The 12,647-nt window shown below is 61.1% G+C and carries 16 protein-coding genes; all 16 read left to right on the plus strand.

The genetic code is table 11. The features are described from left to right. Positions 1-2: 2 nt before the first annotated feature. The 16 genes from JANGC3_RS0127595 (at position 3) to JANGC3_RS31065 (ending at position 12,647) form a co-directional block, all read left to right on the plus strand. Positions 3-443: a hypothetical protein gene (locus JANGC3_RS0127595; RefSeq protein WP_017879733.1), complete on the plus strand. Its 441-nt coding sequence runs from the start codon at positions 3-5 to the stop codon at positions 441-443. Beyond that, the gene (locus JANGC3_RS31060; protein ID WP_017879734.1) at positions 443-3,619 is read left to right on the plus strand and encodes a LamG domain-containing protein; all 3,177 of its coding nucleotides are present in this window, start codon (positions 443-445) and stop codon (positions 3,617-3,619) included. The genes JANGC3_RS0127595 and JANGC3_RS31060 overlap by 1 nt, the downstream gene beginning before the upstream one ends. Next, positions 3,612-4,145 carry a hypothetical protein gene (locus JANGC3_RS0127605; RefSeq protein ID WP_017879735.1) on the plus strand — a complete coding sequence of 178 codons (534 nt, stop codon included), beginning with the start codon at positions 3,612-3,614 and terminating at the stop codon, positions 4,143-4,145. The genes JANGC3_RS31060 and JANGC3_RS0127605 overlap by 8 nt, the downstream gene beginning before the upstream one ends. A gap of 17 nt (positions 4,146-4,162) precedes the next feature. Continuing rightward, entirely contained in the window at positions 4,163-4,519 is a 357-nt protein-coding gene (locus JANGC3_RS0127610; protein ID WP_017879736.1) for a hypothetical protein, read from the plus strand. Then, positions 4,516-4,800: a hypothetical protein gene (locus JANGC3_RS0127615; protein ID WP_157407086.1), complete on the plus strand. Its 285-nt coding sequence runs from the start codon at positions 4,516-4,518 to the stop codon at positions 4,798-4,800. Before JANGC3_RS0127610 ends, JANGC3_RS0127615 begins: the two co-directional genes overlap by 4 nt. After that, positions 4,776-5,186, plus strand: a complete 411-nt coding sequence (locus tag JANGC3_RS0127620) for a holin (RefSeq protein ID WP_232429835.1) — start codon at positions 4,776-4,778, stop codon at positions 5,184-5,186. Before JANGC3_RS0127615 ends, JANGC3_RS0127620 begins: the two co-directional genes overlap by 25 nt. A gap of 130 nt (positions 5,187-5,316) precedes the next feature. After that, positions 5,317-5,847 (plus strand): glycoside hydrolase family 19 protein, encoded by a 531-nt coding sequence (locus tag JANGC3_RS0127625; RefSeq protein ID WP_035789232.1) that lies wholly within the window; start codon positions 5,317-5,319, stop codon positions 5,845-5,847. Between the two features lie 26 nt (positions 5,848-5,873). Further along, the gene (locus JANGC3_RS30410; protein WP_157407087.1) at positions 5,874-6,332 is read left to right on the plus strand and encodes a lysis system i-spanin subunit Rz; all 459 of its coding nucleotides are present in this window, start codon (positions 5,874-5,876) and stop codon (positions 6,330-6,332) included. A 58-nt stretch (positions 6,333-6,390) separates the two neighbouring features. Further along, positions 6,391-7,986 carry a hypothetical protein gene (locus JANGC3_RS0127635; RefSeq protein ID WP_157407088.1) on the plus strand — a complete coding sequence of 532 codons (1,596 nt, stop codon included), beginning with the start codon at positions 6,391-6,393 and terminating at the stop codon, positions 7,984-7,986. Between the two features lie 64 nt (positions 7,987-8,050). Beyond that, entirely contained in the window at positions 8,051-9,856 is a 1,806-nt protein-coding gene (locus JANGC3_RS0127640) for a phage tail tip fiber protein (RefSeq protein WP_017879742.1), read from the plus strand. Then, positions 9,853-10,212, plus strand: coding sequence for a hypothetical protein (locus JANGC3_RS0127645; protein ID WP_017879743.1), 360 nt, complete (start codon positions 9,853-9,855; stop codon positions 10,210-10,212). Before JANGC3_RS0127640 ends, JANGC3_RS0127645 begins: the two co-directional genes overlap by 4 nt. After that, entirely contained in the window at positions 10,209-10,379 is a 171-nt protein-coding gene (locus JANGC3_RS33110) for a hypothetical protein (protein ID WP_017879744.1), read from the plus strand. The genes JANGC3_RS0127645 and JANGC3_RS33110 overlap by 4 nt, the downstream gene beginning before the upstream one ends. Positions 10,380-10,503: 124 nt before the next feature. Further along, entirely contained in the window at positions 10,504-11,073 is a 570-nt protein-coding gene (locus JANGC3_RS0127655; RefSeq protein ID WP_017879745.1) for an aspartyl/asparaginyl beta-hydroxylase domain-containing protein, read from the plus strand. Continuing rightward, positions 11,070-11,279 carry a hypothetical protein gene (locus JANGC3_RS0127660; RefSeq protein ID WP_017879746.1) on the plus strand — a complete coding sequence of 70 codons (210 nt, stop codon included), beginning with the start codon at positions 11,070-11,072 and terminating at the stop codon, positions 11,277-11,279. The genes JANGC3_RS0127655 and JANGC3_RS0127660 overlap by 4 nt, the downstream gene beginning before the upstream one ends. Then, complete coding sequence (locus JANGC3_RS0127665) at positions 11,276-11,752, plus strand: hypothetical protein (protein ID WP_157407089.1); 477 nt, start codon at positions 11,276-11,278, stop codon at positions 11,750-11,752. The genes JANGC3_RS0127660 and JANGC3_RS0127665 overlap by 4 nt, the downstream gene beginning before the upstream one ends. Then, positions 11,733-12,647, plus strand: coding sequence for a hypothetical protein (locus tag JANGC3_RS31065; protein WP_157407090.1), 915 nt, complete (start codon positions 11,733-11,735; stop codon positions 12,645-12,647). Before JANGC3_RS0127665 ends, JANGC3_RS31065 begins: the two co-directional genes overlap by 20 nt.

Raw genomic sequence — 12,647 nt, forward strand, 5'->3', positions numbered from 1 at the left:
CAATGCACCTGAACGAAATGCCAAAGGCCAGTGGTTTCTTGAACATCAAGCTGTTCGATGCAACCGGCCAGCTCAAAGACGAGCGGAACATCCCGAATCTGCTGGTCACAACCGGCCTGAATTGGCTGGCCGCCCGTGCCGTTGGCACGCCGACGGCAATGAGCCACATGGCAATCGGGTCCACCGCGGCCGCCCCGTTGCCGGCCAACACGACCCTTGGCGCCGAGCTGGGCCGCGCCGTGCTGACCTCGCAAACATCCGCGCTCAACGTCGCCACCTACTCCTCAACGTTTGCCGCCGGCGTGGGCACGGGCGCCGTCACCGAGGCCGGGATCTTCAACGCCGGCGCCGCCGGCACCATGCTGAACCGTGCGGTCTTCGCGGTCATCAACAAGGGCGCGCTCGACACCATGCAAATTAACTGGACTGTGACGCAGAATTAATGGCGACGCCGATCACTACCCGGGCGGGCAAGGGCGCGCCGCTGACCAATGACGAAATCGACGCAAATTTCGCCGGCCTGCGCGATCGCGTAGACTCGGAAGCGCTGCCGGAATTCACACAAACGATACATTCGGGAGCGGTTGTTCGCACCCTGGTTTACGACACGACGCGGGACTCGGACGGCGGCGCCTGGCGCAAGCGTTGCGCCGGCAAGAGCTGGTATAACGAGCCGGCCCCTGCGGGAGCATGGCTTGGCCGTTTCGCCAACGAGCTTGCCGCGCGCGGCGGGGATAATCTGGTTGCCGCCCCGGAGGAGTTGGATAACGCCGGGTGGACGCAGAGCGTAACCGGCTCCGGCCAGGTCATAGTGATTACACCAAACGCTGCGCTCGACCCCGACGGTTTCATGACTGCGGATCAGGCGGTATTCAACATCGGCGCAGGGACTACCTCCGCCGATTTGTGCCAGTTGCAGTCGCCGGGCATCACATACCCTAGCGGGATGAATTCTGGCTCGTTTTATATAAGAACGCTAGACGGAGGCACCAGTGTTTTTTCAATGACGCTCCCCAATGGCGCCTTCAGCAGTTTCACCGCTACGCCAGAATGGCAGCGGGTTAGCCTTTCCAGTGTCGCCGCCGTCGCCGGCGCTAATTACGTGCGTATCCGCCTGCGCGGGAACGAAGGAACGGCCAAGGTTGCGACTGTCGCCATTTGGGGCGTCAAATTCAACGCCGGCGCGGCTCCTACGCCGTATGTCCCAAGCCGCATGTTTGAGGGCGGCTACTTCCAAAAAACCACCGACGGCAAATTCTACGCGATGCAGAGCGCGTATGGCGCTCTGGAAGTTGTGCGCGGAAATCGCCGGGATTTTCCCGAGAAAGTGGCCATCGTGGGCGAAGCTGCGCGCACGGTAATCTACGATCTGACGCGCCCCGGGTCGCCAATGTGGATGGTGGCATCAAACAATTTTGGTCCGACTGCCGCCCTTGATGGCTTGCTCATTACGGGTTTGTGCGAAATGTCGTTCGTTGCCGATGCCCGCATCGTTCGTCGCCGGGTGGTCGGGGATCCCCGCTTCGGGCCGATTCCGGTTGTGGAGCGCGAGCGGACCGGGGTATCGGCAACCGGCAGTGTGTCGGCGGCCGAGGCCATCATCAACGGCACTATCCATGCCGTGAGCATGGTCGTGCTGCAGGGGGCGCCAATTGCTCCTGGCATTGGTTTGCCCGTGGCAACTGTAGCGTATGCCACGGCGGCGGGCGTCAGCATCTGCAGGCACGACGGTACGGTGGCGAACTGGCTGACAAATGCTGGGCAAATTTTTTCTATTTCAATCAGCAAATTCGGGAGAATGTTCGCCACTGGCGGCGGCGGGGTCGCGCATGGTTGCTGGTTCAAAAACGCCATACCAACTGCATCGCCAGATAACACGGTGGACTACTCGTTCAACGCCTCGTCAATCCCGACTCGCCGCGGCACCGACTCTGCAACAGGTTCGATTGGTCTGCATGTGCTCATGCCCAACAGCATGAAAGCTCTTGGCGCTCTCACTTCAATGTACCTGCTTCGTGACAACCCGGCTGCGCCGACGAAAGGTATGCTGGCCCAGATCGGTGCAACCCACCCCGGGGCGTGGCAGGTCGGGGACTCGCGCGGTTTGTGGTTGTCCGACACGGCGGCCGAGACTGCTAACGCATCTGGCAACTTGGTGGCCAATGGCGCGTTTGATGTGGACACTGCGGGCTGGACTTCGGGCGGAGGTGCGACGCTCTCGGTTGCGGGCTGGGCAATGCGGGTGACGGCCACCGCCTCCAGCCCGTCGGCGCGCACATCTGTAACTTGCGTAATTGGGAAAATATACCAAGTGAGCGTGCAGTGGGTAACGGACTCCTTAACCGGAAACTTTTCCGTCCTGGTGGGGACGACGCTGGGGGCGAATGACACCGCATCGTTGACGCGCACCATCGAGTTGGGGCTTATGTTGGTTAGTTTCGTGGCCACGCAAGCGACGCACTACATCACGGTTTCCGGCACTAGCGCCGCGATTTCTGGCGATTATTTTGATGTCGATAACGTCGACGTGCGCTTGGCCGAAGCTGACCGCAGCCCAAAGAATAACGTCATGATCGTTCGTGGCGCGATCACTAAGGCCGCCGCCGCGCCTGGCGCTCAGATGGTGGCGTATTCCGGGTTCAGCGCTGCAAACTACCTCGATCAGTCATACACCCCGAACCTTGACTTCGGTGCCGGCGACGTATGCGTGATGGGCTGGCTCAAGGCAGGGTCGCTACATGGCGGCGCGATGTTCGACAGAGCGTCGGCGGGGTCCACGGCGCGCCTCCTGGTTCGGACAGACGTCTCTGGCGCAATCATGCTTTACATGGCGGATGCCACCCCGGTGAGCCAGTATGTAATGTCTGGCCTTTATCAGGTAGGTGTATGGGCGTTCGTGGTCGGGTATCGCAAGGGCTCTCAAATGTCCATCTACGTAAACGGGGCACTGGTTGGTACTACGACGACGGCAGCGCTGAATATCACAAACACATCGGCGACCTCCCGCATCGGCGCTTACTGGAACGGGGCCGCCCCGTTCAACGGGTCACTGGCACTTGTACGAATTAGCGCTACGGCTCCTAGCGATGAACAGATCGCTCAGATCTACCGAGACGAACTTGCCCTTTTCCAGCCTGGTGCGCAATGCACTATGGTCGGGGCGCCGACGGCGATGTCATGGGACGATGCGGCCGAAACCCTGCATGTCGCTGTGTCGAATGTGCGCTACGCGTTCTGCGGTCTGGCGCAATTGAGCAGCGAGGTGACGGCTATTGGCCCGCTTGCTGGCGTCTCAGCGTGCGGTGGCTCCGTGCTGCAGGGCGGGACGTCATGCGCGAGCGTGACGCAGCCATCTGCGTTTCTTCGTGAAAATGCAGCGCCCGCTTTGCTCGGCGCCCCGCCCGCGCCAATCTGGGCTACCGGCGACGGCGTAGCGACGGACTTCCCCCTCACTATGGGATTTCAGCCGGGCGCGGTCTACAAGCAAGGCGTCTTGATGCGCGACGGCAGCTCCAACGACTACACCACTTCCTTTGATGGATACCAGTGGACGGTGGGGTTCACGGCGGCGCCACTCAACAATCACAATATTTGCATCATGGGGGTGCGCAATGGCTAAAACTATCTTGGACGCGGATCTGGTGAACCCGGTCGTGAAACGTTTGATTGTCGGAACCACCGTGGATGACGGTGTGAACCAGTTTCAGGTAACGGGCGCCGTCAAGGTCGTCGGCGTCGTCGGCGGCGTGGCCACATCGGACGGCGGCGTGGCCAGCTTCCGCCGCACCGGCGCGACCTACAACGCCGGCGTCTTCATGGGGGCGACGGAGGCGTCCGGCATCGCATGGCTGGATTTTTCCGGCTCTGTGACCCCCGCGCGTGGGTCGATCCGCCTTGGCGCCGCCGAAGTCATCTTCATGACGCCTGGCGCCGCGGGCGTCACCGGCACGCTTGCAGTCAGCTCGACCATCCAGCCCGGCACCTTCACCGTCGCCACACTCCCGGCCGGCGCCAACGGCAAGACCGCCTACGCCTCAAATGGCCGCAAGGTTGGCGAGGCTGCGGCCGCTGGCACCGGCATCCCAGTTTACTACTCCAACGGCGCCTGGCGCCGGCATTCGGACGACACGGCAGCAGCCGCTTAACCCGCCACAAGGAACTTATGGACTACAAAGAAACAACCGTCACCGGCAGCGCCTGGCGCCGATTCCGCTCCATCGCCATCGAAAACGGATGGCTGCAAGTGCCGATGGTGGTCTGCGTCGAGCAAGAGGTCATTTCGCTGGCGGCCGGCGAGATCCTGCGCGATGTCGGCAACCTGAATTTCCCGTTCAGTCCAGCCGACGCCTTCCCCATCCTCGACCCAATGACCAACGAGCCAGTCGGCATCTGCGCCACCGGCGCCGAAGTGTACGCCCTGGTCTATTCTTACGTGATGGCGAAGGCCATCGAGCGCGACGCCGCGACGGCGCCAACCGAAGCGGCCCCGGCCGAGCCGCCCGCCGAGGCCGCCCAATGACGCGCCTGGCCATGCTGGGGATCTGGGTGGGCTGCCTGATCTCTGGTGCTGTCGCGTCGGTCTGGATGCTGGCGGCCATCGTAGCCGGCTCTCGCCGGGGCTGGCGCCTGGCGAAGGCATTCGACCGTCTTGCGAATGCCGCGACCGGCGGCGCCGACACCGAGACGATCAGCAGCAGGGCGAACAGGGCGCGGTCCGAGGGGCGGCGCTGGGGGTGCGTTCTATGCCGGCTGTTGGACCGGATCGACAAGAATCATTGCAGGAAATCATCCGGTATTTAAACCAACCCGCTTCGGCGGTTTTTTTCATGGGAGTCTGCATGGCAGAGCCAGTATCAACCCTAGCGGCACTCAGCGCTGCGGTTATCAAATCAGCGGTGGCATTCCTACCGGGCGCGGCCGGCGCGGCCGTCTCGCTGAAGTTCCTTGGCGACGGGCTCAGCTTTTCGCAAAAGCTGATCTCGTTCGCGGTCGGCTTCGCCTGCGCGGTCTACATCGCGCCGGCGTTGATCGATTTTTTCAGCATCGGCGGCGAGCGGGTCCACTCCGGTGTGGAATTTCTGGTCGGGCTGTTCGCGCTGGCCACCTGCCGCGAGCTGTTCACCGAAATCAATTCGGCCGACATCATCGGCTCGCTGAAACGCCGCTACTTCGGGGCCGACAAATGATTGCCCAATGCGCCGCCGGCGCCGTGGTAGCCGTTTGCGTATGGGGCGTGCTCGATCGCAGGCTCCAGACGCGAACGGCCGGCACGGTCGGTCTTTCCATTATCGCCATACTTGCCTTGGGATTTTTTTTATGACATTGGAACAACTGTTAAAAATCATGCCGTATGCCCGCCCCCGAGCGGGTATTTTTTTGGCCCCGCTCAATGCGGCCATGACCGAATTCTTCATCAACACCAAGGCGCGCCAGGCTGCGTTTTTATCCCAAATCGGTCACGAGTCCGGCCACCTGCAGTTCACGCACGAACTCGCAAGCGGCGCCGCCTACGACACCGGCGCCCTGGCCCAGCGCCTGGGTAACACCCCCACAGCCGACGGCGACGGTCAGCGCTGGAAAGGCCATGGGCTGATTCAAGTAACCGGACTCGGCAACCACCAGGCGTGCGCCACGTATTTCGGCATTGCGCTGGATCGCATTGCGGCCTGGCTCGAAACCCCGGAAGGGGCGTGCCGTTCGGCCGGCTGGTTTTGGCACACCAAGGGGCTGAACCAGCTGGCCGACGCCGGCGACCAGGTGCGCGTAACGCGCCGCGTCAACGGCGGCATCAACGGCCTGGCTGAGCGCTTGACACTGTTCGACGTGGCCGTGCGGGTGCTGTCGTGATTTCGGTCATGGGACCGCGCCTGTGGTTGGCGATCCTGCTTGTGGCACTCACCGGCTTTTTCTGTGGCGAATGGCACGAAAGCCGCGCCAGCAACGCCCAGCGCCAGGCGGCCGACAGCGCGGCCAAGCTGGAGCTGGCCACCGCCACCGGCCGCGTGCGCGAGGTCGAGCGCCAACTGAGTCAAAACATCCTCAACATTGATGAAGCACGAACTAAGGAGCAAGACCATGCAAACGCGACTATCGATTCTTTGCGCACTGACGTGCGCAATGGCGCTCTCCGCCTGTCAATCGCCACCCGTGCGCACGATCCAGGCCCCGTCGGTGCTGATCCCGCCGCTGGCGATCCAGAAGCGCGAGCCGAGCTTTTGCCATCGGCTGCTATCGCTCTTATCGACCTCGCCGCCGACGCAGACAGCACGGTGCGCGCGCTCAACGCCTGCCTCGACCAGTACGACGCCGTGAGGCGCGCGGTCAACCCGTAACACGCCTGCCAACCATCCAAAGCCCGCAACCAGCGGGCTTTTTTCATTTATGGAAGCCATGATCTTTATTTCAAATTTAGGCGGCATGATCCCGCGCCTCAACGCGGCGATGCTGCCCGATACTGCGGCGCAACTGGCCCTGAATTGCACGCTGTGGAACGGCGACCTGCGGCCGCTGAAAAGCCCGCTGGCCGTTGTCACCCCTGGCGCGCTCGGTGGTGCGATCAAGAGCATCTACCGCATCGGCATGGCGCTTCCTGAAACGCAATATTGGATGGCTTGGACAACGGACGTCGACGTCGTGCGCGGCATGATCGCCGGCGACACGTCCGAGCGGACCTATTTCACTGGCAACGGCGTGCCGAAAGTGACCAACCTGCAAATGGCAACACAGGGGGGAACGAGCTACCCGGTCAACTCCTACGCCTTGGGCGTCCCTGCGCCGGCCGCGGCGCCAATCTGCGTGCCAAACGCCAGCACCGCGCCGGCAGAAACACGGGTCTATATCTTCACCTACGTGTCGGCGTGGGGCGAGGAGGGCGCGCCGTCACCGCCCAGGAGCGTTGCGGTAACGGAGGGCGGCAGCGTTCAGCTCACAGCGCTGGCCACCGCGCCCGGCGGCAATTACAACCTCGTCTCCAAGCGCATCTACCGCAGCCAGCAAGTGGCCGGAGGCGCCCCGATCTACCAATTCGTAGCAGAGATCGCCAATGCCACCACCAGCTACAACGACACCCTGAAGAGTACCCAGCTCGGCGAGGAACTTTCGACCCTGCACTACGCGATGCCGCCTGCGTCGTTGACCGGACTGGTGGCATTGCCGAACGGGATCATGGCCGGCTTCTCAGGTAGCGACTTGTACTTCTGCGAGCCGTATCTTCCCTACGCCTGGCCTGAGAAATACAGGCTTACCACCGATTTTCAAATCGTGGGCCTGGGGGTGTTCGGATCGAGCTTGCTGGTGTGCACGAAGGGTTCGCCCTACCTCGTCACCGGCGTGCATCCAGATGGCATGAGCATGGAGCGCATCGAGCTGGACCAGTCGTGCGTCTCGAAGCGGTCCATCGTCTCGGTCGGCGGGGGAGTGATGTACGCCTCGCCTGACGGGCTGTTGTATGTCGGCGCCGGCGGCTCACGCGTCGTTACGGCGGGCCTGTACACCCGGGCGGAATGGCAGGCACTCGACCCGAGCACCATCAACGGCTACTTTTATGACGGAAAGTACATCGCGCTGTATGCCGGCGGCGGCTTCATCCTCAATTCGATCGAGGACACAAGCCTGACTAAATTTGACGAGGCGGTCACGGCCGGCTACTCCGATCCGATCAACGACGCCTTGTACCTGTCGATCGGGGGATCGATCAGGAAGTTCAACGCCGGTGCGGACAAGACCTATACCTGGCGCTCGAAAAAATTCCAGCGCTTCGCCCGCCCCATGTACGCCTGCGCGCGCGTCGACGCCGACAGCTACCCCGTCACGCTCAACATCTACGCGGATGGCGTGCTGAAACACACCAAGGCGGTGGCCGACGAGGACATTTTTAGAATCCCCGGCGGCTACCGTCCGCGCGAGGTCGAAATCGAGCTGACCGGCACTGCGCGCGTGCGCATGGTCGGATTGGCGGACAATCCAAAGGAATTGAAAATTGGTTAAGTTGCCAAGTATCCCCTCCGTATCTTCCCGGGTACCCGCCGAAATTAGCGCCCTGTTGCGCCCTATGCGCGACATTCTTACCGCTTTCACTTCGGGCGATAGCCAGGTGGCCACCATCGGCGGCCTGCGCCGAAGCGGGCTAATCCGGGGTGTCAATCCCGATGGCACATTCCAGCCGGGCGACGACTTCGACGCCACGCCGCCGCCGGCCCCCACAGGCCTGAGCAGCGGCGGCGCGCTGGCCAACATCATCTTGAGTTGGGATGCGACGACCTATAGCAACTTGTCGCACACCGAAATCTGGCGCGCCCAAACGAATGACTTCAGCCTGGCGCAGCTGGTCGGCCGCGGCGACGGCCGCATCTACGTGGACAACGTCGGCGGTGCCGCCGTCCGCTACTACTGGATCAGGTACATTTCGCGCGCCAATATCCCGGGGCCGTTCAACGCGCAATCGGGCGTCCGCGGCGAAACTGGCATCGACGCGGCCTATCTGTTGTCGGTCATGACCAACCAGATTACCCAGGAACAGCTCTACGGCGACTTGGGCGCGCGCATCGACCTGATCGACGGCCCTCCCACGCTGGCTGGGTCGGTCAGCGCCCGCATGGCGACCGAGGCAAAAACGCGATCGGACGCGGACGGCGCCATGGCAACGAAGACGGAGCAGCTGCAAGCCATCGTTACCGATCCTACCACCGGCCTGGTCGACAAGTACGCCGCCGTCAAGATGACTGCGGAGGCGACCGCCACGGCGCTTGGAAAGGTCCAGGCCAAATGGGCGGTCGAGGTGGGAGCCGGCGGCGTCGCCGGCGGTTTCGGCATCATCGGCACCGGTGACGGGTTAACCGGCCGAATCGATTTCGGGGTCCGGGCCAACAGTTTCTTCGTTGCCGCCCCCAGCGGCGCAGGCATGCCCACGGCTATCCCATTTATCGTGCGCACCACTGCGTCGACGATTAACGGCGTTAACGTCCCGGCCGGCATCTACATGGCCGATGCGTTCATTGCCAACGGCGCGATCAGCAACGCCAAGATCGGCAACGCCGCCATCGACGACGCCAAAATCGCCAACTTGGATGCCGGCAAGATTACAACAGGCTATATCGATGCGGCACGAATCAGTGTCGGTTCGCTGGATGCGAAGATTGCGAATCTTGGCGCGGCTGTCATTACCTCCGGTTATATCGATAAAGCCAGGATTAACAACGCGTCAATTGCCAACGTAACAATTCAAAACGCACAAATCGAAAACCTGGATGCGGCGAAGGTCACAAGCGGCTACATGTCAGCGGAACGCATCGCAGTTGGTTCCTTCGACGCGAAAATTGCTAATATTTCCACAGCGCAGATTGCGATGGCGAAAATTAGCAATGCCCAATTTTCGGGAGACATGTGGAGCGATAACTGGGAGTACGGTAAAGCCGGCTGGTATCTAGCGAGGAATGGTAATCTTTATGCCAATAATGGCGAATTTCGCGGAAACTTGTCAGGCGCAGGCGGAACATTCAGCGGCACGCTCACTGCAAAAGAAGTAATCGTCACTGATAACATCATCGCGGACGGTATATCCAGTGTCGATATATTCCCAAATGGTTTTGTTTCGGAAACCTTTATCGTTAGCCGAAAAAGCAAAGTGTTGCTGATAGCGAGTTGCGCTGTTGACAGTAACTCGGCAGGTGGTTTTGTCGTGTCCAAGGATGGTGTTAATGTCATTCTAGCTACAAACACACGGTACATTCAAGGATATACCATCGGAACAGTAATCGCCGTCGGAACCTTGGAAGCCGGGCTCTACAACATGGGTGCAAATCATGGCGATGGCTCCGCACGAGTATTATCCATGTACGTACTGAAAGTAATGAAATGACAAAAGAAATCACGCTATACGATGATGCCGGCCGTATCACTTGCATCGCTACGTTGTCCGAGGAAACTTTCGATTTTTACGTGAATAGCGGGCGGGCGATGGTTGTTGGCGTTCATGGCGATACTGAGTTGCAGTATGTGGTGAATGAACATATCGTGCAGCGGCCGGCCAGCCCGGCCGTTCTAACCGGGCTCAAATTGGAGAGGCTACCCACGCCTTGCCTCGTCATTATCAACGGCGCCGAATATCCTTGCGACGAAGGAGTCGCTGATCTTGAATTCACCTACCCGGCGACGTATAAAATCATTGTGCGCGCCTTCCCCTATCTGGACGCGACGTTCGAGGTGGTCACATGAAAATCAGCCATACCGAGGACTACGAGAGCCTTCGGCGACGGGATTATCCGCCGCTGGAGGTGCTTGCCGACGCGCTCTACTGGCAGTCGCAAGGTGACGCGGGAAAGATGGCGTCGTATTTTGACGCCTGCGACCAGGTAAAGAAAAAGTACCCGAAGCCCGGGTAAAAAAAATCAACAACAAGCCGCCTTCGGGCGGTTTTTTTTGCCCAAATGGCGGCTTGGGAGAATTCCAAGTATCTCGAAAACCGGTGATATTGTTCCCGCGCACACATAAACAGGACTTCCCATCATGAAAAATTTCCAGCTTGTCGCCGCCGACATGGACATCACCCCACTCTTGCTTGCAATCAAGCGGCAACCGAAATTGTGGCGCGAGGACACCTTTTTGCGGGACTTCCCGCAGGGTCCGTTCGGTGAAGTCGAAACCATCATGCTGCGCTTCCCGACCAAGGGCGTGTACGCCTCGATCGAGGAGGTGCAAAACCATCTCAGCAAGTACGACCAGCACGAGAACGTCGATTATCCACCCTATAAAACGCTGACGGACGCGCGCCCGCTCATCATGTGGTTGATGTCGCGCGTCAGCGGCGAGCGGCTGGGGCGCTGCATGATTAACAAGATCGCGCCCGGCGGCCACATCTTCCCGCACGCCGACACGCCGGAGCATGCCGACTACTACAGCCGTTTCCACATCGTGCTCCAGTCAAACGACCAATCCATTTTCCGGGCCGGCGACGAGAAGGTGAACATGCGCGCCGGCGAGGTCTGGTGGTTCGACAACAAGCAGACCCACGAGGTGGTCAACGAGGGCACCAACGACCGCATCCACCTGGTCGTCGACATCAGGACCGCGAGATGACGGCCGGCGACATCAACACCGTCAGCTACGTCATGGCATTGCTGGAAAGCAAACGCCAAGCCCATGGCTCCGGCCCGATCCGCCAAGGCTATAACGACGCGCTCGACAAGCTGCGCGCCCTGGAATCGGCGCTGAAGAAACAGCCGGCGTTGCCGCGGCCCGAGCCGCGCTACATCTCCTCCCTTCTCAAATGGTGTCGCAAATGATTACGTTCCAAGTGGAAAAATGGCGCGACGCCCTGCCGGAAATGGAGCCGATCCTGGTGCAGCACTGGCATGAAATCGCACTCGGCCATGCTCAAGTGCCGCTCGATATCGCCCGCGATCGCTATCAGGCGATGTGCGACGCCGGCGTCCTGCACGTCGTGACCGTGCGCGATGACGGCGTCATGGTCGGCTACCACGTCGCCATCGTTTCGGGGCACCTGCACTACCTGAGCACCGTTCACGGCATCACGGACGTGTATTTCATCCTGCCGGCGTACCGCAAGGGTTTCACCGGCATCCGCCTGTTCAAGTACGTGGAAGTCGCCATGCGCAAGCTCGGTGTGAAAAAGCTCATCACCGGCACCAAGCGGCACCTCGACCAGGGGAAAGTTCTTCAGTTCCTGGGATACAGCCCAACCGAAACGATTTATACAAAATACATAGGTTCCCTTGATGAAAAAACTTCGCAGTGAGCGCAAGCATGATGCCGTGCTGAGCGTCGGCCGCCGCTACTGTTGCGTGGCCGCCGCCATGATCGGTGGCGCGGTTGTCGGCGGAATGATGGCGCCGGACGCCCCCGACAACAGCGGCGCCATCAACGCCAGCGCGCAATCGTCGGAGCGCGTCGGTATGCGCCAGCTCGACCTGCAGGAGAAGCAGGACGCCGATCAGAAGATCCGCACCGAGAAACTGGATGCGTTGCAGGAAAAGGTATCCGGCGCGCAACTGGCGTCGATGGCGACGAACGAGGCGCTCTCCAAGGAATATGCCGACTACCAACGCACCACCTTCCGCCCGCTGGAGCAAGGCATTGTCGATGAAGCGAAAAAATTCGACAGCCCCGAGGAGCAGGAACGGGCTGCCGGCGCGGCATCGGCGGCCGTCAAACAGAACGTGACGCAGGCGACCGAGGCGAACACGCGCGCCCTGGCCCGCATGGGCGTCAATCCAGGTTCCGGCCGCTCGATCGTGACGCAAAACGAAACCGCGATCACCGGCGCGCTGGGCGAGGCCGGGGCCGAGAACGCCGCGCGTCAAACCGTTAAAACCTTGGGGGCCGCGAAACGAATGGATGCGGCGAGCCTTGGCCGCGGCTTGGCCAGCTCGCAAGCGACCAGCGCCGGCGTGGCAATCAACGCCGGCAACAGCGCCGTGGGCAACGCTGTGGCGGGCGTCAATTCCGCCAACGGCGTTGGGCAAACCAGCGCCGGCATGCTAAGCGGCGCTAACACGTCGTTCGGCACCGCCACCAGCGGATTGATCGGAGCCAAAAACGTGGCGATGCAAATTTATAAGGTGCAGAGCGAAAACCACAACAACACCATGGGCGCCGTCGGCAAGGGCATCGGCATGTGGGCGGGAGCGTAA

It is taken from the genome of Janthinobacterium sp. CG3 (assembly GCF_000344615.1).
In the GTDB taxonomy this organism is placed as follows: domain Bacteria; phylum Pseudomonadota; class Gammaproteobacteria; order Burkholderiales; family Burkholderiaceae_D; genus Janthinobacterium.

Excerpts from the sequence above, each read along its gene's own strand:
- JANGC3_RS0127595 (WP_017879733.1), top strand. The coding sequence starts at position 3 with ATGCACCTGAACGAAATGCCAAAGGCCAGTGGTTTCTTGAACATCAAG.
- JANGC3_RS31060 (WP_017879734.1), top strand. The coding sequence starts at position 443 with ATGGCGACGCCGATCACTACCCGGGCGGGCAAGGGCGCGCCGCTGACC.
- JANGC3_RS0127605 (WP_017879735.1), top strand. The coding sequence starts at position 3,612 with ATGGCTAAAACTATCTTGGACGCGGATCTGGTGAACCCGGTCGTGAAA.
- JANGC3_RS0127610 (WP_017879736.1), top strand. The coding sequence starts at position 4,163 with ATGGACTACAAAGAAACAACCGTCACCGGCAGCGCCTGGCGCCGATTC.
- JANGC3_RS0127615 (WP_157407086.1), top strand. The coding sequence starts at position 4,516 with ATGACGCGCCTGGCCATGCTGGGGATCTGGGTGGGCTGCCTGATCTCT.
- JANGC3_RS0127625 (WP_035789232.1), top strand. The coding sequence starts at position 5,317 with ATGACATTGGAACAACTGTTAAAAATCATGCCGTATGCCCGCCCCCGA.
- JANGC3_RS0127635 (WP_157407088.1), top strand. The coding sequence starts at position 6,391 with ATGATCTTTATTTCAAATTTAGGCGGCATGATCCCGCGCCTCAACGCG.
- JANGC3_RS0127640 (WP_017879742.1), top strand. The coding sequence starts at position 8,051 with ATGCGCGACATTCTTACCGCTTTCACTTCGGGCGATAGCCAGGTGGCC.
- JANGC3_RS0127645 (WP_017879743.1), top strand. The coding sequence starts at position 9,853 with ATGACAAAAGAAATCACGCTATACGATGATGCCGGCCGTATCACTTGC.
- JANGC3_RS33110 (WP_017879744.1), top strand. The coding sequence starts at position 10,209 with ATGAAAATCAGCCATACCGAGGACTACGAGAGCCTTCGGCGACGGGAT.
- JANGC3_RS0127655 (WP_017879745.1), top strand. The coding sequence starts at position 10,504 with ATGAAAAATTTCCAGCTTGTCGCCGCCGACATGGACATCACCCCACTC.
- JANGC3_RS0127660 (WP_017879746.1), top strand. The coding sequence starts at position 11,070 with ATGACGGCCGGCGACATCAACACCGTCAGCTACGTCATGGCATTGCTG.
- JANGC3_RS0127665 (WP_157407089.1), top strand. The coding sequence starts at position 11,276 with ATGATTACGTTCCAAGTGGAAAAATGGCGCGACGCCCTGCCGGAAATG.
- JANGC3_RS31065 (WP_157407090.1), top strand. The coding sequence starts at position 11,733 with ATGAAAAAACTTCGCAGTGAGCGCAAGCATGATGCCGTGCTGAGCGTC.